Annotated in this window: 24 protein-coding genes; 17 read left to right on the forward strand and 7 right to left on the reverse strand. The window is 44.2% G+C overall.

Annotated elements, in window-relative coordinates; all coding sequences use genetic code 11:
- The first annotated feature begins 23 nt into the window (after window positions 1–23).
- The 3 genes from I5M27_RS13815 (at window position 24) to sucD (ending at window position 6,684) form a co-directional block, all read left to right on the forward strand.
- Complete coding sequence (locus I5M27_RS13815) at window positions 24–2,741, forward strand: T9SS type A sorting domain-containing protein (RefSeq protein ID WP_200506904.1); 2,718 nt, start codon at window positions 24–26, stop codon at window positions 2,739–2,741.
- Window positions 2,742–2,907: 166 nt separating this feature from the next.
- Complete coding sequence (locus I5M27_RS13820; RefSeq protein WP_200506905.1) at window positions 2,908–5,598, forward strand: T9SS type A sorting domain-containing protein; 2,691 nt, start codon at window positions 2,908–2,910, stop codon at window positions 5,596–5,598.
- A gap of 195 nt (window positions 5,599–5,793) precedes the next feature.
- Window positions 5,794–6,684, forward strand: coding sequence for a succinate--CoA ligase subunit alpha (gene sucD, locus I5M27_RS13825; RefSeq protein WP_200506906.1), 891 nt, complete (start codon window positions 5,794–5,796; stop codon window positions 6,682–6,684).
- 475 nt (window positions 6,685–7,159) lie between these two features.
- On the opposite strand, the gene I5M27_RS13830 is transcribed toward sucD, so the two are convergent.
- Complete coding sequence (locus I5M27_RS13830) at window positions 7,160–7,636, reverse strand: hypothetical protein (protein ID WP_200506907.1); 477 nt, start codon at window positions 7,634–7,636, stop codon at window positions 7,160–7,162.
- A 300-nt stretch (window positions 7,637–7,936) separates the two neighbouring features.
- Here I5M27_RS13830 and I5M27_RS13835 point away from each other — a divergent pair, with 300 nt between their 5' ends.
- The gene (locus I5M27_RS13835) at window positions 7,937–8,389 is read left to right on the forward strand and encodes a YbhB/YbcL family Raf kinase inhibitor-like protein (RefSeq protein ID WP_200506908.1); all 453 of its coding nucleotides are present in this window, start codon (window positions 7,937–7,939) and stop codon (window positions 8,387–8,389) included.
- Between the two features lie 310 nt (window positions 8,390–8,699).
- Window positions 8,700–10,043: a PQQ-dependent sugar dehydrogenase gene (locus I5M27_RS13840; RefSeq protein WP_200506909.1), complete on the forward strand. Its 1,344-nt coding sequence runs from the start codon at window positions 8,700–8,702 to the stop codon at window positions 10,041–10,043.
- Window positions 10,044–10,260: 217 nt separating this feature from the next.
- Here I5M27_RS13840 and rny read toward each other — a convergent pair whose 3' ends face one another.
- From rny to I5M27_RS13860, 4 genes are all read right to left on the reverse strand, one after another.
- Window positions 10,261–11,823, reverse strand: coding sequence for a ribonuclease Y (rny, locus tag I5M27_RS13845; protein ID WP_200506910.1), 1,563 nt, complete (start codon window positions 11,821–11,823; stop codon window positions 10,261–10,263).
- 73 nt (window positions 11,824–11,896) lie between these two features.
- Window positions 11,897–12,199, reverse strand: coding sequence for a cell division protein ZapA (locus tag I5M27_RS13850; RefSeq protein WP_200506911.1), 303 nt, complete (start codon window positions 12,197–12,199; stop codon window positions 11,897–11,899).
- Between the two features lie 167 nt (window positions 12,200–12,366).
- Window positions 12,367–12,666 carry a hypothetical protein gene (locus tag I5M27_RS13855; protein ID WP_200506912.1) on the reverse strand — a complete coding sequence of 100 codons (300 nt, stop codon included), beginning with the start codon at window positions 12,664–12,666 and terminating at the stop codon, window positions 12,367–12,369.
- 110 nt (window positions 12,667–12,776) lie between these two features.
- Window positions 12,777–13,232 (reverse strand): hypothetical protein, encoded by a 456-nt coding sequence (locus I5M27_RS13860; protein ID WP_200506913.1) that lies wholly within the window; start codon window positions 13,230–13,232, stop codon window positions 12,777–12,779.
- A 169-nt stretch (window positions 13,233–13,401) separates the two neighbouring features.
- On the opposite strand from I5M27_RS13860, the gene I5M27_RS13865 reads away from it, so the two are divergent.
- Both I5M27_RS13865 and I5M27_RS13870 read left to right on the forward strand, forming a co-directional pair.
- The gene (locus I5M27_RS13865; RefSeq protein ID WP_200506914.1) at window positions 13,402–13,896 is read left to right on the forward strand and encodes a DinB family protein; all 495 of its coding nucleotides are present in this window, start codon (window positions 13,402–13,404) and stop codon (window positions 13,894–13,896) included.
- 10 nt (window positions 13,897–13,906) lie between these two features.
- Entirely contained in the window at window positions 13,907–14,128 is a 222-nt protein-coding gene (locus tag I5M27_RS13870; protein WP_200506915.1) for a hypothetical protein, read from the forward strand.
- Window positions 14,129–14,300: 172 nt separating this feature from the next.
- Here the strand turns inward: I5M27_RS13870 and I5M27_RS13875 are convergent, their stop codons facing one another.
- A complete protein-coding gene (locus I5M27_RS13875) occupies window positions 14,301–15,287 on the reverse strand; it encodes a helix-turn-helix transcriptional regulator (protein WP_200506916.1) in 987 nt (328 codons plus the stop codon).
- A 156-nt stretch (window positions 15,288–15,443) separates the two neighbouring features.
- Between I5M27_RS13875 and I5M27_RS13880 the strand changes: the two genes are divergently transcribed.
- The 10 genes from I5M27_RS13880 (at window position 15,444) to I5M27_RS13925 (ending at window position 22,807) form a co-directional block, all read left to right on the forward strand.
- Complete coding sequence (locus tag I5M27_RS13880; protein ID WP_200506917.1) at window positions 15,444–16,559, forward strand: ligand-binding sensor domain-containing protein; 1,116 nt, start codon at window positions 15,444–15,446, stop codon at window positions 16,557–16,559.
- Between the two features lie 133 nt (window positions 16,560–16,692).
- A complete protein-coding gene (locus I5M27_RS13885; RefSeq protein ID WP_200506918.1) occupies window positions 16,693–17,028 on the forward strand; it encodes an ArsR/SmtB family transcription factor in 336 nt (111 codons plus the stop codon).
- A 120-nt stretch (window positions 17,029–17,148) separates the two neighbouring features.
- Window positions 17,149–17,535: an endonuclease domain-containing protein gene (locus tag I5M27_RS13890; protein ID WP_200506919.1), complete on the forward strand. Its 387-nt coding sequence runs from the start codon at window positions 17,149–17,151 to the stop codon at window positions 17,533–17,535.
- A gap of 126 nt (window positions 17,536–17,661) precedes the next feature.
- The gene (locus I5M27_RS13895) at window positions 17,662–18,126 is read left to right on the forward strand and encodes an SRPBCC family protein (RefSeq protein ID WP_200506920.1); all 465 of its coding nucleotides are present in this window, start codon (window positions 17,662–17,664) and stop codon (window positions 18,124–18,126) included.
- Window positions 18,127–18,132: 6 nt separating this feature from the next.
- Complete coding sequence (locus tag I5M27_RS13900) at window positions 18,133–18,516, forward strand: DoxX family protein (RefSeq protein ID WP_200506921.1); 384 nt, start codon at window positions 18,133–18,135, stop codon at window positions 18,514–18,516.
- 4 nt (window positions 18,517–18,520) lie between these two features.
- Complete coding sequence (locus I5M27_RS13905) at window positions 18,521–19,099, forward strand: YdeI/OmpD-associated family protein (RefSeq protein WP_200506922.1); 579 nt, start codon at window positions 18,521–18,523, stop codon at window positions 19,097–19,099.
- 442 nt (window positions 19,100–19,541) lie between these two features.
- On the forward strand, window positions 19,542–19,955 hold the full coding sequence (locus tag I5M27_RS13910) for a DUF1801 domain-containing protein (protein ID WP_200506923.1): 414 nt from the start codon (window positions 19,542–19,544) through the stop codon (window positions 19,953–19,955).
- A complete protein-coding gene (locus I5M27_RS13915; protein ID WP_200506924.1) occupies window positions 19,945–20,508 on the forward strand; it encodes a DUF4256 domain-containing protein in 564 nt (187 codons plus the stop codon). The genes I5M27_RS13910 and I5M27_RS13915 overlap by 11 nt, the downstream gene beginning before the upstream one ends.
- A 167-nt stretch (window positions 20,509–20,675) precedes the next feature.
- Window positions 20,676–21,554 carry a hypothetical protein gene (locus I5M27_RS13920; RefSeq protein ID WP_200506925.1) on the forward strand — a complete coding sequence of 293 codons (879 nt, stop codon included), beginning with the start codon at window positions 20,676–20,678 and terminating at the stop codon, window positions 21,552–21,554.
- The gene (locus I5M27_RS13925) at window positions 21,551–22,807 is read left to right on the forward strand and encodes an FRG domain-containing protein (protein WP_200506926.1); all 1,257 of its coding nucleotides are present in this window, start codon (window positions 21,551–21,553) and stop codon (window positions 22,805–22,807) included. Before I5M27_RS13920 ends, I5M27_RS13925 begins: the two co-directional genes overlap by 4 nt.
- Before the next feature lie 112 nt (window positions 22,808–22,919).
- On the opposite strand, the gene pheT is transcribed toward I5M27_RS13925, so the two are convergent.
- The gene (gene pheT, locus I5M27_RS13930; RefSeq protein WP_200506927.1) at window positions 22,920–25,334 is read right to left on the reverse strand and encodes a phenylalanine--tRNA ligase subunit beta; all 2,415 of its coding nucleotides are present in this window, start codon (window positions 25,332–25,334) and stop codon (window positions 22,920–22,922) included.
- Window positions 25,335–25,558 lie beyond the last annotated feature (224 nt).

The following is a 25,558-nucleotide window of genomic DNA, read 5'->3' on the forward strand; positions in this document are numbered from 1 at the left end:
TATCAAATAACAAAAAAGTGACTATGAAAAAACTTCTTCTCTTTTGCCTGCTGGTTGGGCTAACGTCTTTCAGCGCTTCGGCACAGTATTTTCAGTGGGCAAAAAAACAGGACAATAACATACCTGTGACTTCGGTTGCCAGTGGCAACAGCCTGGTTGCTACAACTGGAACATTTTCCAATACTATTACCCTTGGGAACCAGACTTTTTCTACTGCTGACACAATGGATCAATATTTAGCCGTGCATGACCATGCAGGAAATGTGCTTTGGGCCAAACATATTGTTACCGGAGGTATTCTGGGAATTCAACAGCCCTGCTTAACGTTTGATGCAAACCAAAATATCATCATTGCTGGCTCTTTCATCGATTCGCTTTACATTGACGGTTTGATATTCAAAGGAACAACTGGTAACATATCTGGTGCTTACGTGGCAAAATTCAGCCCCACAGGTTCATTACTCTGGGCAAGAAGCTCAGACGTTTCTGTAGTTACGGGGCATGCTGCTGGGAGATCAGTGACAACCGATCTTCAAGGCAATGTAATTGTAGCAGGAGACTTTTATAATTCGGTAACTTTCAACAGCACCAGTTTAACGGCTAATGGCTCTAATGCTGCTTTTATCGTGAAGTATGATGTCTCAGGAACATTACAATGGGCAGTAAATACGCTGTCTACCACCGTACCTGAAAATGTTTCCAAAATAAAAGCTACTTCGGCTGGTGAAATTTATTTAATAAATTTCGCTCAAGGCCTGGGAGCTCCCGGTGCTTCTGGTTTCCCTCTTTATAAATATAGTGCTGCTGGCATCTTACTTTGGAATAAAACCATTAATAATCCAACTTTTAGTTACCCTAATCTGGCAGTAGATAATTTAGATAACGCCTATATTATCGGAAATTATCATACTAATATTACCATTGGCAATAGTGCTTTAACTACTCCTCAGAACGTTTCAAGTTCATTTTTAGCAAAAATAGATGCTGCCGGCAACTGGAAGTGGGCACGCACAATTGCTTCAAATTTAATTTTCGGCTATCCTTACATGTTTCATCCTGCACCGGGTATTGTGTATACCAATGATAATGAACTTATTATTTCCGGCACCTTTAGCGGGACCACACAATTCAATAATATTTCTATTACTTCATCCCGGACAAATGGCCTCAACACCTTTGTTGCCAAACTTGATACGGCCGGAACCCCGATCTGGGTTAACAATGCAACCTCAACAGTAGCAAACAATAATACAGACTTGAGTGGAGATAATAGCAACAACCTCTTTCTTGCCGGATCTATTGAAAACGGAAGCACCCAGTTCAGCGGCTCTATGCTTACTACTTCCGGCACTGCAAGCTATTTAGCAAAAATAACCCACGAAGCTAATATCGCCTCCGGCACCATTTTCTTAGATGCAAACAGCAACGGGATAAAAGATGCTTCCGAAGTGCCATATATCCAGTTAATAATACAAAGTACACCCGGACCTGTTTACGGAATTTCGAACCTGGATGGCACTTATAGCATGTATCTACCAACCGGAGCCAGTACCCTTAGCATTCCGAGTCCGCCTCCATATTATACTACCGTTCCGGCGAGCCACAGCCTAACGTTCAGCGGAGCAAATCAAGCCCAGACCGGAAAAGATTTTGCTTTGCAGCCGATCCCGAACAGCAACGACGTAAAAGTTACGGTTACCGCTCTTATTCCGGCGCGACCAGGCTTTCAATCCAAATACCGCCTGACGTTCCATAATTCAGGAACCACAACTTTATCCGACACACTGAAATTTCAGCACAATACCAGTATTCTAGCGTTTGTGTCTGCTTCAGAACCAACTGTAAGCAACAGCAACGGAAAAATAGCCTGGTATTACCAGAACCTGCTGCCGAATGAAACCCGCAACATCGACGTGACTTTCTTGGTGCCAACTACTACCGTTTTAGGAACGCCCTTAAAAGCTATTGCCAGCATCAAACCGTACGCGATCGACCTTCTTCAGGAAGACAATATTGATTCGCTGCACCACGTGGTAATCGGCTCTTTCGATCCGAACGACAAGCAGGTGGATAAAACCACCCTTTCACCTGCCCGGGCCGCTACTGGCGAATACCTCGATTACACCATCCGTTTCCAGAACACCGGCACCGATACGGCTTTTACTGTAGTGGTTACCGACCGCATTCTCTCGCAGCTGAACCTGGCAACCTTTGAAATGCTTTCGGCCAGCCATAACTACAAAGTGAACGTGATAGACGGCAACATGCTGGAATGGCGCTTCGACAATATTCTTTTACCCGACAGCAACCGCAACGAACCGGCCAGCCACGGCTTCATCCGTTTCCGCCTCAAATCTAAAGCCGGCTTACAATTAGGCGACTCCATCACCAACCAGGCCGCTATTTATTTCGACTATAATGCCCCGGTAATTACCAACCATGCTGTTACTAAAGTAGCCAACCCGAATGGAATCAAAGAAAAGAAAGCCAGCATCCAGGCTTTCAAACTTTACCCGAACCCGGCGAAGAACTACGTAATGGTGAATGCTGAATTTAAGAAAAATACTTCGGCTACCGTTTCGCTGGTGAACCTGCTTGGACAAACGCTTTCTAACGTTACCTTGCCGGCTAACAACCAGATCCACTACCAGCTGCCGCTGAAAGATCTTCCAAAAGGTATTTATTTGATCAGGCTGGAAACCGAAAGCGGTATGCAAACGCAGCGCTTGGTCGTTCAGTAGTTTTTCAGCTCAAAAGCATAGCGTTTTAAAGCCGGCTGTCCTGAAAAAGCAGCCGGCTTTTTGTTTGATTATAATACTGTGGAAAACTAAATTTTCTGCATCGTGCAGCGTTTCGGTTATTATTTACGACACTATAATAAATGCTGCATGTTTTAATTTATTCGCTATGAAAAAACTTCTATTCCTTTTCTTATTGCTTGGCCTTACTTCTATATTTTCACAGGCGCAGCATTTTCATTGGGCCAAAACTACCCACGATTCCAGTTTTGGATCTAATGTTGCCAGCACCGGAAATCTCGTAATTACTTTCAGCACAGTTAGCCATAACCTCCGGGCGCCAATTTTTACACTCGCCGCACACGATACTTCCGGCAACATACTCTGGAGTAAAAATATTTTCGGGCGAAGGTGGATACAAAGCATCTATGAACTAACCCCGGCAGTAACCATAGACAATCAGCAGCAAGCTATAATTGCCGGCTCCTTCCGGGATTCGCTCTCTATTGACACCCTTATCTATAAAGCACCGGCTTTGAACGGGTCCATGTTTTTTCTTGCCAAATTCGATAACCGGGGTACGTTACGTTGGGCGCGAACCTCGGCTTTTAACGCTACTCAGTTTATAGGTTCTGTTAACCCAACCTCCGATGTGGCAGGAAACATTTATTTATCCGGCCTGTTTTCGGGAACCCTAAGTTTTGGAAATATCTCTATACAAGCGGCAGGAACCCAGGATGCATTCCTGATTAAATACGATGCTAACGGAAATTTCCTCTGGGCAAAAGCAACCGGCACTCAGGAGGAGGAATACAGTGTAAAATCTAAAGCTTTGCCCAATGGTAGCGTTTATCTGGTTTCCGGCATTAGTTATCCATCAAAGCAAGTTATTCAAAAATTCAACACTAACGGGAACCTGATCTGGAGCAGAACCATTGCGCCCGGAGGAGGAAGCAGCATTACTGGAAATAATACCAACATAAAACTAGAAGTTGATAAGGCTGATAATTTATACCTTACCGGAAACTATACCGGCAGCCTGGATTTTACCAATTCAGTGAGTTTAACCTCTCTTAATCCTAAAATTTTTCTGGCCAAATATTCGGCCAGCGGAACTTTCAAATGGGCTAAAGATCTGGCTTCCGGAAACAACTTCACTACAACTGTTCCGGCCATCTTTTATTCCGGCGATAATACGCTGGCCATTGCCGGAGCATTTAATGGCACAGCCAACTTCGATCAGACTCCGTTATCTTCTACCCCGGTTAATAGCTTTAATGGCTTTATTGTTAAAACTGATACCGCCGGCACCTTATTATGGACAAAAACAATACCTGCCATTAGCGGCACAAACGAGGCATTTGGTATCAGTGGAAATAACAAAGGAACCTATTTTATTACGGGTTTATTTACCGGAGGCGCTGATTTTAGCGGTGGCTATCTTAACTCCCTTACCCGAAAAACCTATATGGCCCAGTTAAAAGCCGTAAGCGGCCCGGTGGTTACGGGAAGCACCTATAACCTGGTTACCGGAAACGTATTTTTTGACAAAAATATGAATGGCATAAAAGACCCGGATGAAACCGGCGCGGCCGAAACATTTATCAAAACCAATACAAACGAAATAAGTAATATTATTTCTCCTGAAGGCACATATAATATGCTTCTTCCGGGCGGTAATTACACCTTAATTCCCTCGCCCAAAAAACACCATAACCTTACCCCTGCAACCCGGAGGATTTCTTTAAGCGGCTCGAACCAAACCCTGAGTGCCGTAGATTTCGCACTGCAGGCAATTCCCCAACAAGTGGATGTTGCCGTAGATCTGACCAATTTAACCCCTGCACGCCCCGGTTTCGGATTTAGCTATTTACTTACCTTTAAAAACCCGGGCACCACAACCGTTTCAGACACATTAACGATGTTGTATGACCCTTTGCTTTTAAATTTTGTGAACAGTACAACCTTACCGGCAACGCAGCAAACCGGAAAGCTGAGCTGGTATTACGCCAATCTTCAGCCCAACGAAAGCCGGACCATCCGGGTAAACTTTCAGCTTTCTGTTTCTGCTCCGCGTGATTCCGTATTACAGGCTACTGCCAGTATAAAACCTTTAACCACAGACCTGTTCCAAGCCGACAATTTTGATACCGCCCGGGTGGTTATTACCGGTTCTTTCGATCCAAATGACAAACAGGTAAATAAACAAATGCTTTCGAAAGGTGAAGGAATGGCAGGTGCTTTTCTGGAGTACACCATCCGTTTTCAGAATACCGGCACCGATACCGCTTTTACCGTTGTAGTTTCCGATAAAATAGCGACCGGCCTGCAGGTGCATACGCTGGAAATGGTAGCTGCCAGTCATCCGTATGTTTTAAAACTCTATGAGAACAACCGGCTGGAATGGCGTTTCAATAATATTTTACTACCCGACAGCAACCGCAACGAACCGGCCAGTCACGGTTTCATAAAATTCAAAATTAAAAGTAAACCAGGTTTAGTTTCCGGCGATTCCATTACCAACCAGGCTGCTATTTATTTTGACTATAATGCCCCGATCATCACCAATTATGCTGTTACCAGGGTTAAAATCACTACCGGGAGTGGGAATGCTCCAATCCTGAAACTCTACCCGAACCCGGCGAAGAACTACGTAATAGTGGCGGCAGAATTTAAGAAAAATACGGCTGCTACGGTTTCGCTGGTGAACCTGCTTGGCCAGAAACTTTCCAAGGTAACCTTACCAGCCAATAACCAGATCCATTACCAATTGCCCTTGAAAGAACTTCCGAAGGGCGTTTACCTGATCAGGCTGGAAACGGAAACCGGTTTGCAAACCCAGCGTCTGGTGATTCAGTAGTTTTTAAGCTTAAAAGCATAGCGTTTTTAAAGCCGGCTGCTGTAGAAAGCAGCCGGCTTTTCCATTTCCGGCCCTGAAAACGCTATGCTTTTAGCTTAAAAAACTAAAAACCCGGCCAATTTTGCACCGGCCGGAAAAAAGCCTATTTTTGCAGAAGCGTTTAATTTTGCATCAAAACCACATAACGAAATACCAATGAGCGTATTAGTAAATAAGAATTCCAAAGTAATTGTGCAGGGCTTCACCGGCTCGGAAGGTTCTTTCCACGCGCAGCAAATGATCGAATACGGTACCAACGTTGTTGGCGGTGTTACACCGGGCAAAGGCGGTTCTACGCATCTTGATCGTCCGGTATTTAACACGGTTGCGGAAGCGGTTGAGAAAGCCGGCGCCGATACTTCTATTATTTTCGTGCCACCAGCTTTTGCTGCCGATGCTATTCTGGAAGCTGCTGATGCCGGCATTAAAGTGATCATCACCATTACCGAAGGTATTCCGGTGAAAGACATGATCGCGGTAAAAGCGTATCTGAAAGGCAAAGACCTGACTTTGATCGGACCAAACTGCCCGGGCGTAATCACCCCAGGCGAAGCGAAAGTAGGCATCATGCCGGGCTTCGTTTTCAAACCAGGCCGCATTGGTATCGTTTCTAAATCTGGTACTTTAACTTACGAAGCAGCTGATCAGATCGTGAAAGCCGGCTTAGGTATTTCTACTGCTATTGGTATCGGCGGCGACCCGATCATTGGCACGCCTACTAAAAATGCGGTTGAAATGCTGATGAACGACCCTGAAACTGACGCGATCGTAATGATCGGTGAGATTGGCGGTAACTACGAAGCGATGGCTGCCGAATACATCCGCTCTACTGGCAACAGAAAGCCAGTAGTTGGTTTTATTGCTGGCCAGACTGCGCCAAAAGGCCGTAGAATGGGTCACGCGGGTGCGATCATCGGCGGCGCTGATGATACTGCAGAAGCTAAAATGCGTATCATGCGCGAGAACGGTATTTTTGTAGTTGATTCTCCTGCTGAAATTGGCGATACAATGGTAAAAGCGCTGAGAGGCGAAGCGGTTAACGCTTAATTTTCCCTTATTGATTAAAATAAAGAAAGCCCTGCTGTGAAAACGGCAGGGCTTTTTGTTTATAGCAGCTATTCGTCAGTTAAAGCAGACAGCCATGAGATTCGGTTTAGCCGGTTTTTGCTGGCAAATGAATTAAGAATATAACTGCAATGCTCCACGGGTTAACCCCATGGCAAACAGTTGTTTTCTCTGACCTGTATGCTGGAAATTTGCTCTGCTTTACTCTGGCGCAAGTGTTAAGCCGAAAGCGTCTACTTTTGCCTTTTTATATTAGGAAGTCTCCAGACTTCCGTGAAACCAATTTCTGATTATCAACTTTGCTATTGTCAATTAGTCATAAGTGGCGCCTTTGGCTTACCACTTGCGCCAGGATTTTTTTTGCTGACTTTCTTTGAAAAAATAAAAGTCAGGCACTTTTCAGGCCCGAAACCCTACCGTTTTAAATTAAAAACTCGAACCTCCAACATTTGAACTTTCAACTGGCTAATCGCAATTCGTATTCCGGCTCGAAAGGCACAGCTTCGGAATAATCCTGCTCGTCGAACCAATCAGAAACATCATCTACTTTCACTTTCGGACCTTCTACCAGAATTTGATCTTTGCGAATGTAAACGGTAACGGCCGGGGTAAAAAAGCTGCTTTGCACGAGCATTTTATTGAAATACAAACGGTTGGAACGGCCGCCCTTTAATTCATAGCCATTCTGGTAAAACTTCCGGCGCAGCTTATCCAGGCAGGCCTCTTTGTCTTCGAAACGGATCCGGATGCGGTGCGCCCGGTTCAGGTATACGCTGATACTTACCAAAACCAACACTGAAAAACTGTAACCAGCCCAGGTAAAATTATTGGTGGCATTGGAAAACAGCTCGCGGTTAGATAAAAAAAGCAAATAGACGCCCAGAAAAATGAAATTGGGAAGAACAAGTTTAAAGTAGTACACAGATCTGTTCATGGCTGCAAAGCTTTTATAATTTTAACGTAAACCGGCTATTCCAAATTGCAAGCTGCTGCGCCAGCCGGACAAATTTTGCTAACGGAAAAAACCGTACCGAAAGTTGCTTTAAAGATAATGTTACTGCTAAACGTTTACAGATGCCCGGTTAAGTGCAATACAGTTCTAAAAACGGTATTATTTTCAAGGCAAAAACTAAACCGTAAATTTTAAGTAAACCTCATTTTCAGGAGAAATTTTACCTGGAATAAATTAGCATATTCCTGAATTGTTTATTCTTTTATTCTAATTGTAAAAACTATGAACGAGATCGTTGAACCATATTTAACTTTGAGCAGCGCCGCATTTTTAGATGGCCAGCATATTCCCGAAAAATACACCTGCGACGGGGAAAATAGTAATCCGCAACTCGAGGTTGGCAATATTCCGGAAGGTACGCAAAGCCTGGCTTTAATCATGGAAGATCCGGATGCCCCGAATGGCACTTTTACCCACTGGCTGATCTGGGACATGCCCGTATTGCACACCATCATGGAGAACGAGGCACCCGGCATTCAGGGGAAAAATGATTTTGGCGAGAATAAATACGGCGGGCCCTGTCCGCCTGATGGTACGCACCGCTATTATTTCCGGCTATATGCCCTGAGCCAGCAATTAAATTTACCCGAAACAACCTCGAAAGAAGAACTACTCAGCGCCATTGAACCAGTAAAACTGGCCAAAGCAGAATTAATGGGCAAATACAACCGCTAGTTTTAAGGCAGAATTTTCGCGCTTTAAGTAGTTTCTTTACTCCTCCGGCCTTGCAATCCGGAGGAGTAAAGAAACTACGGTTAAATCTTATTCTTCGGAAAAATTTGTTCCTGCCCCATCTTTAACTTCTAAAACCCGCTATGCCTCCATTAAAAAAAGAAGGCATAGCGGAAAAACGCCCGTTCACCAAGATCTTTTCCGGCTTCGGGCCTTAAAACTACCTGTTCATCCTATTTGCCGGGTAACACTCAAACATATAATCATTCTTACAAGTATTATAAGTTTACCAACAATTTAAATTTGTAATACTATGGAAAGAAAACTACGCGCAAAATTATCGTGGTTGGTATGGATGATCTGCCTATTGCCTTTTTCCGCTTGCGATAGCGATGACGATACCACCGACAACCCTGTAAACAAAGTGCTGCAATTAAGAGAAATGAACGGCACCTTCGTTTCGCCTATCGCTTTAGTAGAATCGCCGGACGAAACGAACCGCTTGTTTGTAGTAGATCAGGCCGGCAAGGTTTTCATAATTAATGCGGCCGGCAATGTGGTTACTGACCCTTTTCTGGACGTTACGGCTAAAATGGTGCCTTTAACGCCTCAATACGACGAGCGCGGCCTGCTCGGATTTGATTTCCACCCGAATTATAAAACCAACGGAAAATTTTATGTGTATTACAGCGCGCCGTTAAAAGCCGGTGCGCCCGCGGGCTGGAACCACACCAGCATGATCTCGGAATTCACGGTTTCGGCCGACCCTAATAAAGCCAATGCCGGTTCGGAACGCATGATCATGGAAATACATAAACCGCAGGCAAATCATAACGGCGGCACCATTGCATTTGGCAAAGATGGGTTTTTATATATTTCCATCGGCGATGGCGGCGGGGCAAACGATGTAGGTCTGGGTCATGTGCTGGATTGGTACACCGTAAACGATGGGGGCAATGCGCAAAGCGTAGATAACCTTTTAGGTAAAATCCTGCGCATAGATGTGAATAGCGGCTCGCCATATGGCATTCCTGCAGGCAACCCGCTGGTGGGCAAGCCAGGCATGGACGAAATTTATGCAATGGGCCTCCGGAATCCGTATCGTTTTTCTTTCGACAGAACGACCGGCGAATTATTTGTGGGCGACGCCGGTCAGAATTTATATGAAGAAGTGAACAAAGTAACCATTGGCGGAAATTACGGCTGGAATGTAAAAGAAGCTTCGCATTGTTTCAGCACGGCCACCCCGAACCAGTCGCTGGCTAGCTGCCCGTCTTCCGATCCGGATGGCCGGCAACTGGTAGACCCGATCATTGAGTTTCAGAACATCAAATCTTTTGCCGGTGGCCTGGGGCTGGTAGTAGTGGGCGGCAACGTTTATCGCGGCAGCGCTGTTCCAAGACTCCAGGGCAAATACCTGTTCAGCAATTTTACCGCCTCCCAAACCAGCCCGTCGGGCGATATTTACATGGCATCTCCGGGCGGAACAACCTGGCCTTATGAAAAAATTAGTTTCAGCAATGCAACAGCTCCCGGTATAGGTTACTATGTAAAGGGTTTCGGGGAAGACAATAAAGGCGAACTTTATGTGCTGGCAACGAAAGAATTAGGACCCACCGGAAATACCGGCAAAGTTTTAAAAATTGTAGAGGAGTAAAAACCGGTATGCGCCAGGCAGGGCCTCTGAAAAGAACAAGCTGGCCTTACTTTTTGCCTCCCAAATGATACTGTTTCAGCAATAAATAAGGCGAAGCTCCTACAGAAAGTTTCCGGTACTGCTTTCCAAAACGCTATGCTTTTCAAACAAAAAACCCGCAGGCCAAAGCCTGCGGGTTTTTTGTTTTATCTTAAGTCTTGTGTCTTAAATCTTAAGTCTACTTCGCGTAGCTCACCGAACGCATTTCGCGGATTACCGTGATCTTGATCTGACCTGGATACTGCATTTCTTTTTCGATCTTCTGGGAAATATCGAAGGAAAGCTGTTGGGCGCGTTCGTCGGTTACGTTATCAGCATCTACCATTACGCGGAGCTCGCGGCCGGCCTGGATGGCGTAGCACTGATTCACCCCTTCGAAGCTTAGAGCCGTTTCTTCCAGTTCTTTCAGACGCTTAATGTACGACTCCATAATTTCGCGGCGGGCGCCCGGACGGGAACCGGAGATCGCATCGCAGGCCTGTACCAAAGGCGAAACCATTGCGGTCATTTCAATTTCGTCGTGGTGAGCACCAATGGCGTTTACTACATCCGGGTGTTCTTTGTATTTCTTGGCCAGCTCCATACCGATGATGGCGTGCGGTAATTCCGGTTCTTCGGTGGTTACTTTCCCAATATCGTGGAGTAAGCCGGCCCGTTTGGCGTGTTTCACGTTCAGGCCAAGCTCTGCCGCCATTGTGGCGCAAAGGTTAGCAACTTCGCGGGAGTGTTGCAATAAGTTCTGGCCGTAAGAAGAACGGAAACGCATACGACCAACCATTTTGATCAGTTCCGGATGCAAACCGTGAATTCCTAAGTCGATAACAGTACGTTCACCGATCTCAACTATTTCTTCTTCAATGGATTTCTTCGTTTTGGCAACAACTTCCTCGATGCGGGCCGGGTGAATACGACCGTCAGCTACTAAGCGGTGCAGAGCTAAACGGGCAATTTCGCGGCGAACCGGATCGAAGCCGGAAATGATGATTGCTTCCGGGGTATCGTCTACGATAATTTCTACGCCGGTAGCAGCTTCTAAAGCTCGGATATTACGGCCTTCACGACCAATAATTTTACCTTTTACGTCGTCGGATTCGATGTTGAAAATGGAAACGCAGTTCTCGATGGCGTGCTCAGCGGCGGTGCGCTGAATGGTTTCTAAAACTACTTTCTTCGCGTCTTTGGCAGCCGTTAATTTGGCGTTAGCAACGGTGTCTTTGATATAAGATGACGCCTGGATCTGGGCTTCGTTTTTGAGGGCTTCCACCATTTGTTCACGGGCTTCGGAAGCGGTTAAACCGGCTATTTTCTCGAGCTGGCTAACGATGCTTTGGTGATCTTTTTCAACCTGCTCCTGGCGTTTTTTCAGGCCTTCGAGTTGGGTATTTAAGGTTCCTTTCAGCGCTTCAACTTCTTTTTCGTTTTTCTTGAAGTCTTCAATTTGTTTGGCAACAGCTTGTTCGCGTTGTTTAACTTTGGCTTCGTTCTGAAGGATTATGTTTTTCTTCTTGTTGGAGTCTTCTTCGAATTCCGCTTTCAGGCGCAAAAATTTCTCTTTGCTTTCGAGCATCCGCTCTTTCTTGATGTTTTCGGCGTTAATTTCGGCTTCGCGCAGGATCAGTTTCGCTTTTTCGCGGGCGTCTTCTTCCTCTTTAACGAAAACCTTTTTAAGCATTGAACGGCCTAAAAGCAGGCCAATGCCAAGGCCGACGACAAGGCCAATAATGATATAAACAATTTCCATAACTATAATTTTAGGGTGTTAAAATTATAGCAACCGGGGCAAAAACCTACAGAGGGCTGGGCAATGCTTATTACTATTCCGCTTTTTCGTCTAAATTAAGAGCATTCAGCGTGTCGTTTAACCGGGTAAGCTTGTCGGAAAAAGTTGAGTCGGTTTGCGTGGTGGCCTGTACCGTTTTGAGGCGGTCGGCGGCAGTTTCCAGGGCTACCATCGCCAACAGGTCCTGCTTATCGGTTATGCCAAACTGTTCTCGGAACAGCTTCAGGCGTTCGGCTAAATATTTGCCGGCAATGCGCAATCGTTCTTCTTCTTCCGGCGAAACGCGCATTGGATAATCGCGGTCAGCTATTTTTATTTTAATAGATAACTCATTCATTTCCGTTGCCTTCGTTCTGTATTCCGGTTAATGTTGTTTTGTACGGGTGTTAAATATGTATAAACCTTTCTCTTTGTTTTTACAGCTTTCCGGCACTTTTTGGGGCTAAACCCCTAGCGTTTTTATCGTTAAAAACCTGCCGGGAAACACAAGTAACTCACAACCGCTTAGTCTCTTAAATAAGCAATGCACTTATCTATTTCGCGGATATATTCGTTTATTTTCAGCTTTAATTCTGTGGCGTTCGCAGCATCGGCTGCTATCGTATTCACAATTTTACCAATATTTTCCTGATTTTGAAAATTTTTTATTTCCTGTTCCTTCTCTCCTAACGCCGTTTCAAGCTTTTTTATTTCGGCCTGCGCCGCACTCAGCTCGCGCTGCAACCCTTGGTAACGGGCTATCAGCTTCGAAACTTTCGCTTCGACGCTCCGCAGTTGGTCTAATTGAGAGGCTTTGGTTTCCATATTGGTTTCGCGAAGATAGGAAATTCTGGTTTTCGCTGGTTGTTTCTTTTATGACGGCTTTTAGTTATTGCGTCATTCTGAACGAAGCCGAGGAAACTTATGGAGTCGAATTAGTTCTTACCAAAAATATCATCCCAATAATGAGTGGCTAGCTCTTTCAATTTATCTAACGTTATTGGCTTACGCGCTTCGTCCAAAATTTCAAAATCATCACACTTAAAAATAAGCTTCCCTCCTGAAAACAAATTTTCTAATGAATTGAAGCATCTGCAATGAACAAGAAGGTTTCCTGTTTCATAAATTTCTGCGCTTAGAATCTCAAGTTCAAGGTTGAAAATTTCCTTTGGATTGATAATAATCAGAGGTTCATCGGTCCAAGCGTCGAAACTTAAATTTTGAACATTTTTGAGTTCAATAAAAAAGTATTCAAAATCTTTGTTAATTAATTCGGCTAAATATTGAATACCAACTTTTAATTCAATATTTGGGTTGTTTTCAACTGCACTTACAATAACTCTATCGTGGAGCATATCGAAAAGGTCATTTAAGTCTTGTAAGTTATCCATAATGAATAAATAAATTTTCCCCGAAAACAAGATACAATAAAAGCCTCATAAGTTTCCTTGGCTTCGCTCGGAATGACGCAATAAATAAAAATTTCCCAAACCCTGCTGACAATCTGTTGTCATGAGCCGGTGGTAGCTTTGTTCCATACTTCAAAAAACCACAAAAATTATGGAAAACACGTTAGAAAAAACCGCTACTGCTACTTTCATTTCCCCTGCCGATATGCTGGCGCACTGGCAGGGGCATCGCAACTTAACCCGCCGGGTAATTGCCGCTTTCCCGGAAAAAGAACTGTTCGAATTTTCAATTGGCGGAATGCGGACGTTCTCAGCCATCGTACAGGAGCTTTTGGCGCTTGGTGCACCAGGCTTGCGGCAAATCGCTATGGAAACCAACGAAAAACTAAACGAAGACATTAAAGAAGCCAACTCCAAAGAAAACATCCTGCGCCTTTGGGATGAATCGACCGCAGAAATAACCCAACTTTGGTCGAAAATTCCGGCGGAGCGATTCAACGAAAAGATCGTGGCTTTCGGGCAGTACGAAGGCACCGTGTGGTCTACCATTCTTTACTACATCGATAACGAAATTCACCACCGCGGACAAGGTTATGTGTATCTGCGCGCTTTAAATATTGAGCCACCTTTTTTCTGGGAACGCTAATTCCGGCATTATGAAAACAGTACTGGTATTCAGAACGTCGGTGGCCACACCGCAACAGGCCGGCCGGCTAAAACCCGTATTGGATAACCTGATGCATACCCGCGAAAAGTGGAACTTCGACCTGGAAGATTGCGACCGCATTCTCCGGGTCGAAGCTTTTACCTTGCAGGCGCAGGTTATCATTGAAAAGCTGAACCGCGAAGGTTTTTTCTGCGCCGAACTGGAAGATTAACTTACCAGTTTAGCCGAAACTACCCCTTTGAAGGGGGCTGGGGGATGTTTTTTTCTGTTTCTTTCTAAGGAGTTTGTCAGTAAAACCCATTCTCTAAGGTGTAAACACCCCTCTAACTCCCCTCAAGGGGAGAATCCTAAATAGCAAGACTCTTCGAAATCCATAGAGAGGATTAACCGACCAATTCCAGCGTAGGAAATTTTAGATTAGCCGTTGCTTTTTCCAGCAATTCGCTAACCTTCTCGCGGAAGCTTTCCGGTGAAATTATTTCCGCGCAATCGCCGAACATCAGGTAATACCGCGCCAAACCTTCAGTACAGCTGCCGGTTTTAAAGGTCATTTCTACAGCGTCAGCTAAAATATTTTCCGACACAAAACCGTAGTATTTCCGGCCCGATTCCATAAACCGGGCAAATTCTTTCTGCACTTTTATTACCACTTCCGTTTCGCCTTCCGGCATTTCTCTTTGTTTCCGGAAATCGGCTACGTTATCGTGTTGTTGGGTGAAGGGTTTATCGGTGCGTTTTAAGCCGATCATCCGGTCGGTGCGGAACTGGCGGTAACTCTGGCGCAGGTGGCAATAGGCAAAAATGTACCAGCGGTTGTGTTCATTAAACAAACCTACCGGCTCAATAATGCGGTTAGAGGCTTCTTCTGAATACAACGATTTATATTCCAGCGCTACCTGCTTTTTTTCGGCAATGCTGATCATAATCAGGCTCAGCGCATCGGGCGTATTCTCATTAAAAACCTTTCCCGAATTGTTTACCCAAACCTGCGTTTCCAGGGCCGCGATCTGGTCTTTGGTATTTGCCCGCAGCACCGATTTCACCTTAAACACCGCCGATTCGAAACTGGCGCCCAGACTTTTATCACTGAATTTCTGCATCAGTTTTTCGGCGGCTACAAAGCTGCTTGCTTCTTCGGGCGTAAACATAACCGGCGGCAACCGGTACCCTTCCAGCAACGAATACCCCACTCCTGCTTCCCCGGCAACCGGCACGCCGGATGCTTCCAGGGATTTTATATCGCGGTAAATGGTGCGCAGGCTAACCTCAAAACGGTCGGCCAGTTCCTGCGCCTTCACCACCCGGCCCGATTGCAGGTGAATAAAAATAGCCACAATGCGGTCGAAGCGGTTCAGGGTTTCGGTATCCATAGTCTGAGAAGGTTAGCCTATCAAATTTAATAAAACCCTGAATTAAAAGCTGGTAAATAAAACTATATTTGAAAACTTTCTGCTGCCTTTTTACCCCGGCTGAATGTAAGTAAAGTTGCTTATTAAATTGCTTTCACCCATTCAAAACCTATCGCAATGACCCAGCCAAGCTTCTTCCGAATCCCGATCCTTCCACTGCTGTTCATTTTAGCGTTTATCACTTCCTGCAACGGCCAAAGTAAAACGAACTTACCTCAGGAAAACTCCGGAAAACTCCAAACATCCGAAATTGGTCAGGCGAAAATTATAAAAGCCCAAAACGCAGGGCATGGTAATGTACATTGCGGGTTGCAGGATAAGGCCGGGAATCTTTGGTTTGGCACTACCAACGAAGGCGTTTACCGCTACAATGGAAAATCGTTCGTAAATTTTACCCAGAAAGACGGCCTCAATAGCAATAATATTGCTGCAATCCTGGAAGATAAAGCGGGGAACATTTGGCTTGGCACCAACGCCGGCCTTTGCAAATTCGACGGTAAAAAATTCACCACTATTCCGCTTGGCAATTATTTTAACACTACCCCTACTTCGAATGCATCCGCTAAAATCCCGCCGGCAAAGAATGCGGTTTGGAGCATAATGCAGGATAAAACCGGGATTATCTGGTTTGGCACCTTCGACGATGGCGTTTATCTCTACGATGGCAAAACGTTTACTCATTTTTTACACAACAATCCGGTTGAAAATAAAAGTAACCTGCAGCTGAAAACAATTACTTCCATTATAGAAGATAGATCCGGAAATGTCTGGTTTTCTACCTGGTTTGAAGGGTTAAGCCGGTTTGACGGAAAATCCTTAACGAATTTCAGGCCGGATAACGAAGTATGGCACGCTGGGCTACTGGAAGATAAAAACGGAAATATCTGGATCGGCAGAAGAAGTAAAGGGGTAAGCCTTTATGATGGAAAAACCTTTACCAATGTGCTGCAGCACAGCACCTTCGATTCCTGCAGCGTACTGCCTTTATTACAAGATAGCAAGGGAAATATTTGGTTCGGCACGATACACAGTAATTTAGGTAGAAGAGAAAAATCAGGTGGCTTGTGGCGTTACGATGGTAAAACCTTTAAGAATTTTACCGCGGCAGATGGTTTGAAAAATAATGCAATCTGGAGTGCAGAAGAAGATAAAAATGGCAACATCTGGCTGGGAGCCAACAACACGGAACTATACCGATACGATGGCAAAACTTTCACTAAATTTTCGGAATAAAAAATCAGCCGAACAACAACATCTACTTTATTAATTTCCACAATTTTGTTTTATAATCATAAGGAAAAATTATCGCAGAAAAATTTGAGTAGCCAAATAACTACACATATATTTGTAGTCAAATAGCTACACGATGAATTTAAGACGCGACGTATTCCAGGCCATAGCCGACCCCACCCGAAGAGCCATCCTGCTTTTGGTAGCTTCCCAGGCCATGACGGCCGGGGCCATAGCCTCCAATTTTGACACCGCCAGGCCTACCGTTTCCAAACACCTGCAAATACTGACCGAATGCGAATTGCTACAGCAGGAGCAAAACGGCCGGGAGATCTACTACCATATAAACGCCAAAAAGATGAAAGCCGTAGCCGATTTCCTGGAGCCCTTCCGCGAAATGTGGGACGACCGTTTCAACATACTGGAAGCCATTATGAAAGCCAAGATGAAGGAAGACCGGAGGGAGAAATAAACCTGCGAAAAAAGTTTCCTTTAGAGGGGATAGCGGGAGAAAACCACGCATTGCCGAAGATTCTCCCCTTGAGGGGAGTTAGAGGGGTGTTAAACGTGCTGTAAACTTAAACTGTGAAAAATGAAAAATCCGATCATCCCATACCGGAAAGATCTTCGGACTAAAGCAAAGGAACTAAGGAATAACAGTACGTTATCCGAAATTTTGCTTTGGAACGAAATTAAAAACAGGCAGATAGATGGGTTTCAATTCCACAGACAAGTTCCAATGCTCGATTTCATAGTAGATTTTTATTCGCACGAACTGAAACTTGTTATTGAAATAGATGGGGATAGTCATAATGACAAAGTGGAATATGATGATTCAAGACAGCAGAAATTGGAAGCTTATGGCGTAAGATTTCTTCGATTTGATGATTTGGAGGTAAAGCGGAATATGCGGTGGGTTTTGAATGAGATCTGGGAACAGGTTCAGGGATTGAAAAAATCGTTGGAAATGGGAGAATGAAAAACACCCCTCCGGCTCCCCTGAAGGGGAGAGTATCGGATAACGTAAAAGGATTCTTCCCCACCCTTCCAACCGATAACCAAAAACGCTAGGCAATAACGAAAAAAACCACAAAACTAAAACGCTATGGAAAAGAAGACAAAAATCCACGCCGAAGATGGTAAGCAGGATCTGGTGATTACCCGGGAATTTGAGCTGCCGTTGGAGTATCTTTTTAAAGCCTATGTGGAGCCCGAAATTGTGGAGCAATGGATGGGCACGAAAGTGCTGAAACTGGAAAACCAAAAGCACGGCAGCTGGCAATTCGAAACCACCGATCCGAAAGGCAACAAACACGGCTTTAATGGCGTGATCCACGAATTTGTACCGAACCAGAAAATTACACGGACCTTCGAAATGGAAAATACGCCGTTTCCGGTGCAGCTGGAATTCCTGGAATTTGAAAAACTTACCGATGACACCAGCAAACTAACGATGCAGATCGTGTACCGTTCGGTTGCCGACCGGGACCAGATGCTGAAGCTGCCTTTCGCGCAGGGCATAAATATGGCGCATAACCGCTTACAGGAAATTGTAAAAAACTTAATCTAAAACCTTATGACAAAGCGAAACAAAATAATCTATTGGGTGGCTACCTGCTGGCTTGCTTTAGGAATGCTATCGACCGGAATGGTGCAGTTATTAAAAGTGGAATCGGAAGTAGAAAACATTACCAAACTGGGCTATCCGGAATATTTTTTAATCATCCTGGGTATCTGGAAAATCCTGGGAGTTTCCGTGGTGCTTATGCCTAAATTTCTGTTGCTGAAAGAATGGGCGTATGCCGGCTTTTTCTTTGCAATGTCGGGCGCTACGTTTTCCCGGATCTTAGCCGGCGATCCCGTTAACGCCATATTTCCTTCATTGCTGCTTTTGGTGCTGACGGTGGTATCCTGGTATTTCCGGCCGGCCGATAGAAAGCTTGTTGCTGTTAATTCCTGAACGTATGAATCCGAAGGTTGATTTTTATTTCAAAAAAGCCGGCAAGTGGCAGGAAGAACTGGCACATTTGCGAACGATTATGCTGGATTGCGAACTGACAGAAGAACTGAAATGGGGCGTTCCCTGCTATACCTTGGAGAAAAGCAACGTGGTTTTAATTCACGGTTTTAAAGAATATTGCGCGCTGATGTTTGTAAAAGGTGCCTTATTGAAAGACCCCAGTAATATCCTGATCCAACAAACCGAAAATGTGCAGGCTGGGCGCCAGATCCGGTTCACCAATGTGCAGGAAATTGTGACTTTGGAGCCCATTTTGAAAGCCTATATTCAGGAAGCCATTGAAGTAGAAAAAGCCGGTTTGAAAGTGGAGTTGAAGAAACCTTCGGAATTCGCAATGGCCGAAGAATTTCAAACGAAACTAACAGAAAACCCTGCTCTGAAAACTGCCTTCGAAGCTTTAACGCCCGGCCGGCAACGCGCTTACCTGCTGCATTTTTCGCAACCCAAACAAGCCAAAACCCGCGAAGCCCGCGTTGAAAAATGTATGCCGCAGATTTTCGCCGGAAAAGGGTTGAATGATTAAGTGACGTTAAGTAACCAAGAGGAAAATCACACTTTGAAGGGGGTTAGGGACAATGCCATCAACTTAAAATAAAGATTTATACATTATTTGGTCATTCTGAGCCTGTCGAAGAAACTATTTAGTACTTCTATGGAATTTTGAGCGATTGAGCGATAAATTCCTTTCGCTCAGGTTTTTTGATAAGCTTTCTTGCGGGTTCGGTACGCGTTAGTTCCCTCGGCTTCGCTCGGGATGACCAGATAATGTAAAAATCCTCCCTCTAACCCCCTCCAAAGGGGGACAAAAAACCTTGCACAACGTCAGTAATTAAGATCGTTGGCGTGAAAATAAATTGAACATTTTTTAAGATATTACCTACTTTGCAAACCTCCGGATTCCTTTTTGAGCAGTTACAAAACGCTATGGAATAAGCCGGAAAAACTAAAAATTAAGCATTAATCTGATGGGTAAATTAGCCGAAATAAAAACCAAAGAAAACACCGCCAGCGTGGAAGACTTTATCAATTCCATTCCGGACGAAACCAAACGCCAAGACAGTTTCCGCATCTTGGAATTAATGCAAAAGGCATCCGGCGAAACGGCTAAAATGTGGGGAGCTTCGATGATCGGGTTTGGTAATAAGATCTACAAAAGCCCGACATCCGGCCGGGAAGTTGCCTGGTTTAAAATGGGTTTTGCGCCGCGAAAAGCCAACCTTTCTTTTCACCTCCTTAACCTGAAGCAACACGCCGCCGCCCTGGAAAAATTGGGTAAACACAAAACCGGCGAAGGTTGTCTGTACATCAATAAACTGGCCGATGTGAACCTGACCGTTTTAGAGGAAATAATTAACGCGACTGCTAAAAATGAGCACTAAAAAGGAATTGCCGGAAGAGCAAAGGAACGAACTGCTCCGCGTTTTGAAAGCCCGTTTCGAGAAAAACCAGAACCGCCATAAGGGAATTGCGTGGGCCGACGTTCAGGCCCGCCTGGAAGCGAATCCGGAAAAGCTGTGGAGCCTGGATGAAATGGAACTGACAGAAGGTGAGCCGGATGTGGTGGGTTTTGATGCCCAGACGCGCGAATACATTTTTTACGATTGCGCCGCCGAAAGTCCGAAAGGGCGCCGGAGTATTTGCTACGACCACGAAGCGCTGGAAAGCAGGAAAGAACATAAACCGAAAAACAGCGCGTTGGGAATGGCCGCGGAAATGGGCATCGAGATTTTAACCGAAGACCAATACCGGGAACTGCAGCAACTTGGCAAGTTCGATACGAAAACGTCGAGCTGGGTGAAAACGCCGGCGGCCATCAGAGAACTGGGCGGGGCCCTCTTTTGCGACCGCCGCTACAACCAGGTTTTCACGTATCACAACGGGGCGGAATCTTACTATGCCGCCAGGGGATTTCGGGGTTCGTTGCGGGTTTGAGTTCGTTGGTTTAAAGTTTTGAAGTCTCTCTTATTGAAAGGCTTTTGTTTCAATTTTGGTGTGTGGAGATTGAAATTCTGGATATTCTTTAGACTTTAGATGATGAATGATTTAAGTGGAATAATGTCTTCTATTTTTATTAAAAGGATTTAACTAAAGGTTTAATAATGACAACTAAAGAAGAAATAGCAACTACTCTTATACGATATAACCATTCAGTAAAAATTCTAGGTCTAATTCTTGATCGAATAGAAGAAAAAAACTTTGATAATAATAGTTGGGTTACTTTTTCCGAAAAGATTGGGAAGAAATATTTAAACCAAGCTTTTACACTACAACAGGCTTTCACTAATGATCTTTACATAATTAAAGGAAATATTGAAGAAAGATTTTTTGATTTCTCTTCTATTTTTTCCCTATTAAGAGTCCAATTAGAAACCTATGCTGTTTTTTACCATTTATTTATCGACAATTGTAGCATTGAAGAACGAATAATTCGATTTCGCCTTTGGCAACTCGATGGGTTAAAATCAAGACAAACATATTCTCAACCAGACGACGAAGAATTAAAACAAAAGCTGGAAAAAGAAAATGAAGATATTCAGCATTGTATTTCAGCTATTGAAGGAGTTAATTATTTTAAAACTTTAGAGGAGAAAAATAAATTATTTTTATTAAAGTTTGCGGCTTGGCGTTTCACAAACGAATCCCTAAAGAATAAGGACAATCAAAAAAAGAAGATTAGCATTAATCAAATGATAATGAATACTGGTTTAGATAAAGCCCATTTTGATGATTGGTATTCATATACTTCCACACATACACATACAACATATTGGAGTGTTGTTCAAAATGATAGTTTAGTTGAACAGGATAAAATTACAATGGAATATGTTGCTCTAATGCAGGGAACCTTTATTACTTCATTCTTAATTAAAGATTTTTGCAAAATCTATAAAGTTGCACAAGATGTATTTAATGCACTTCTTGAAAAAGATCAGAAATTAATTAACTCGTTTGAAAAAAGGGGAAAAAACAAACTATGAGAGAAATTTCAAATCTCGAATTAAAGATCCAACTCACAAATGAATACTTAAGAACAGGTGGAGTGGAAAAAATATTTGATGACGAGCTACTTCAAGATTTACAAAATGTAAGGTTTGACTTACACGGAAAGGCAATTGAACAAACTATAACACCTAGGCTAAATGCCTTTATGCTAGCAATATTGGGATCACATACTTTACCACCCCTTGAGACTGAAAATCATATTTCTGAATATGATTCATTTGTACAAAAAAGCTCTTTTTTTGACCAACATAAAATTGATACAAAAAAAGAAGTGGATGAGTTAATTGAAAAATATAAAGACTCAAAAAGCATTCTATTCAGGGGACAAAGAGAAGCGAAATGGAGGCTATATAGCTCATTGCAGAGGTTCTGGGTTTGGGATAAGATGGGAAAAAGTAATGAGGAATATTCTGCTTTCTTAAAAAATATAATAGCTGGCGGAAGGAAAGAATTTGAAACTGAAATCTCAAAAATTTTAAAAGAAATACATATAGACTCTCTAAATGATATCTCTACCTTAGGTTTCTTACAGCATCACGATTGCCCAACTCCTTTACTTGATTGGACCTATAATTTTAAGACTGCTTTATTTTTTGGTGTAGATGGTCTCCAGAGAAATGATAGTCCTAAAGAAATCGATAAGTATTTCAGTATATATTTTATTGATGAGAAGCATTTTGAAAGTGCAGGAATGAGAACTTTGTTAAGTGATAGCTTACAAAAAATAAGTGAAGACTTAAAAAATGAGTTGATTTCCCAAATTGCAAAAAATGAAAAGCAACGGATTGAAATGACTAATCGCTTTAAAGAGAGAAGTTTTTTTGACAAAGATAAATTAACTGGCTCAGGTTTAATTAACCATATGACTAAAATAGAACATATGGTTAATATCCCAATTAGTTATTTTAGCGACAGAGATATTGATTCTGGCATTGCATTTTCTTTAACAAATAGTGAAAATATAAAGAAACAAGACGGAGTTTTTACTTGGAATGCACATTTTTCAAAACCATTAGAGGTAATGGGAAATGAACAATATAGTGAAGCTAAACTTGAATCTGAACCTGTTGATTATAGATTCAGCGAATGCTTCAATGTAAACAAGGATTTATCAGATTATATTATGCAAAAACTTGCAGATGAAGGTATTTCAACGGAAACAATGTATCCTGACAATCATATAAATGCCAAACATATTTATGATCACAATAAAAATATTAAATCATAATTTTTAAATTCAAAGACATCAATCAGGTTGCATTTTCATAAGTAAAAACAAAAAAAATGGTTAAACCGCCTCTTCAGCAGTTTAACCATTTTTCATTTTAAGCCCTTAAAACTTACTTCCTGATAACCGCGCCGAGCTGCTTTTCGAACTGCTGCATCAGTCGGCTCATCGTGCTTTCGATGGTTTTGTCGGTGAGGGTTTGCTGTTTGTCCAGGAGCGTGAAGCTGATGGCGATGGCTTTTTTACCGGCTTCAATTTTGTCGCCTTCGTACACGTCGAACACGTTAATGTCCTGGAGGAGTTTGCGTTCGGTGCGTTCTGCTATCTGTTTTACCTGCTCAAAGCTTACAGTTTTATCCAGCACCAGCGAAAGGTCGCGGCGCACTTCCGGGAACTTCGGCAGCTCTTCGAAAACGGCGTTGTCTTTGTAGTTGCGGGTTAAATACTCCCAGTTCAGTTCGGCGTACCAAACCGGCTCTTTTACGTCGGCTTGCTTGGCTACGGCGGCGTTTACCAGCCCGATGTGCGCCACGGTTACGTCGTTCTTCAGGTAGGTAATGCCATCCGATAAATACGCGTGTTCGGTTGGTTTGGTGCTGAAGTTGCGGGCGTTGAGTTTTACAAGTAAATTCTGTACCGTTTCAGCCAGTTCGTAGAACGAAGTTTTGGCCGAAGGCTGGCGCCAGGTTTCGGCGGCGGTGTTGCCGGTAGCAAATAAAACCAGCTGGTTCTGCTCTTTGTATTTGCCGTTTTCCTGCCAGTAAATTTTCCCGAACTCGTACATCTTCAGGTCTTTCTGCTTCCGGTTAATGTTGCGGCGCAGCGTTTCGAGGCCCGAATAAACCAGCGTTTTGCGCATCACGTCCAGGTCTTCGGAATTGTAATTCAGAATGCGCACCAGACTTTCGTCGCGGTTATCGGTACCGTTTTCGTAGTATTTCGAATCGGTGAGCGAGTTGGTCATAATTTCGTGGAAACCCTGGCTCGAAAGCTGGTTGGCCACGGTGCTTTTCAGCACTTCCGGGTCCGGGTGCGGGAATTGCGCCAGGAAACTCGCCGACAAATTCGGTTTCAGCTCCACATGGTTGAAGCCGTAAATGCGCAGGATTTCTTCCACCACGTCGGCTTCGCGTTTCACGTCCACTTTGTGCGGCGGCACGCTCAGCTGCAGATGGCTTTCCGATTCGCCTTCAATTAAAATATTCAGGTCCGTGAGGATGCTTTTGATGCGCTCCACGCCAATGAACTGGCCAATTAAACGGTGTACGCGGTCGATGTTCAGCGCAATTTTGAAGTTCTCGATCGGCTGCGGATACACATCCACAATTTCGGAAGTAACTTCGCCGCCCGCAATTTCCTGGATGATGAGCGCCGCGCGTTTCAGGGCGAAAATGACCATATGCGGATCGGTGCCGCGCTCGTAACGGAACGAAGAATCGGTTTTGATACCGTGCCCCTGGGCCGTTTTGCGAATATGCTCCGGCTGAAAATATGCCGACTCCAGGAAAATATTGGTGGTTTCTTCGGTTACACCCGCTTTTTTACCGCCGAAAACGCCCGCAATTACCATTGGTTCTTCGGCGTTGCAGATCATCAGGTCGGTAGCGCGCAGTTTTCGTTCCACGCCATCTAAGGTTACAAACGTTTCGCCTTCGGTAGCTTCCTGAACGATTATCTTTTTACCGGCAATTTTATCGGCATCGAAAGCGTGCATCGGCTGGCCCAGATCGTGCAGTACGTAATTGGTAGCATCTACCACGTTGTTTATCGGCGACAAGCCGATGCTTTTCAAACGGTGCTGCAACCACTCCGGGCTCTCCCCTACTTTCACGCCACTAATGCTCACACCCGCATACCGCGGACAAGCTTCCGGGTTTCTAACTTCAACTTCAATTGGCGCAGAGTTATTTTTAACGTGGAAGTTTCCAATGTTCGGCAGATTGGCTTCGGTTTTCAGCAAAGCCTGAAGATCCCGGGCCACGCCAAAATGCGAAGCCGCATCGGCGCGGTTCGGGGTTAAACCAATTTCAAAAACGCTATCGGATTGCAGTCCAAAGTAATGCGCCGCCGCCGTGCCGTTCGGCAAATTCGTATCGAGCACCATAATTCCCGCGTGCGACGTTCCCAAACCAATCTCATCTTCCGCGCAGATCATCCCTTCGGAAGCCGCGCCGCGAATTTTCGATTTCTTGATCTTGAACGGTTCGCCGGAAGCCGGGTACAGCATCGCATTTTCCAACGCCACGACCACTTTCTGACCAGCCGCCACATTCGGCGCACCGCACACAATATTCTTTGGTTCAGCTTCGCCTACGTCTACCGTGGTAATGCTCAGTTTATCGGCATCCGGGTGTTTTTCGCAGGTTAAAACCTCGCCAATTACAATTCCCTGCAAGCCACCTTTAATGCGGTCGTATTGTTCAATTCCTTCCACTTCCAGACCCGCGCCGGTCAGCAACGCGCCAACTTCTTCGGCAGGTTTATCGGTTTGGATGAATTGCTTAAGCCACTCGTATGATATCAGCATTTTGTTTCGATTTTTCGATGTTCGATTGTTCGAGGTTCGACTCTTTTAAGCTAAAAGGATAGCGTTTTTGGTCGGACTTCTACTTTGTGTAATATACTTTATCCCGTCATTTCGACCAGCGGGAGAAATCTCCTGAGGAAGGTAGAGCAGCCAGAATAAAAGCTACTACCATTTTGAAGAGATCCCTCCTGCCGTCGGGATGACCGAAAAGCGTAAATGACGCA

The organism is Adhaeribacter terrigena (assembly GCF_016623615.1).
Taxonomy (GTDB): Bacteria; Bacteroidota; Bacteroidia; order Cytophagales; family Hymenobacteraceae; genus Adhaeribacter_A; species Adhaeribacter_A terrigena.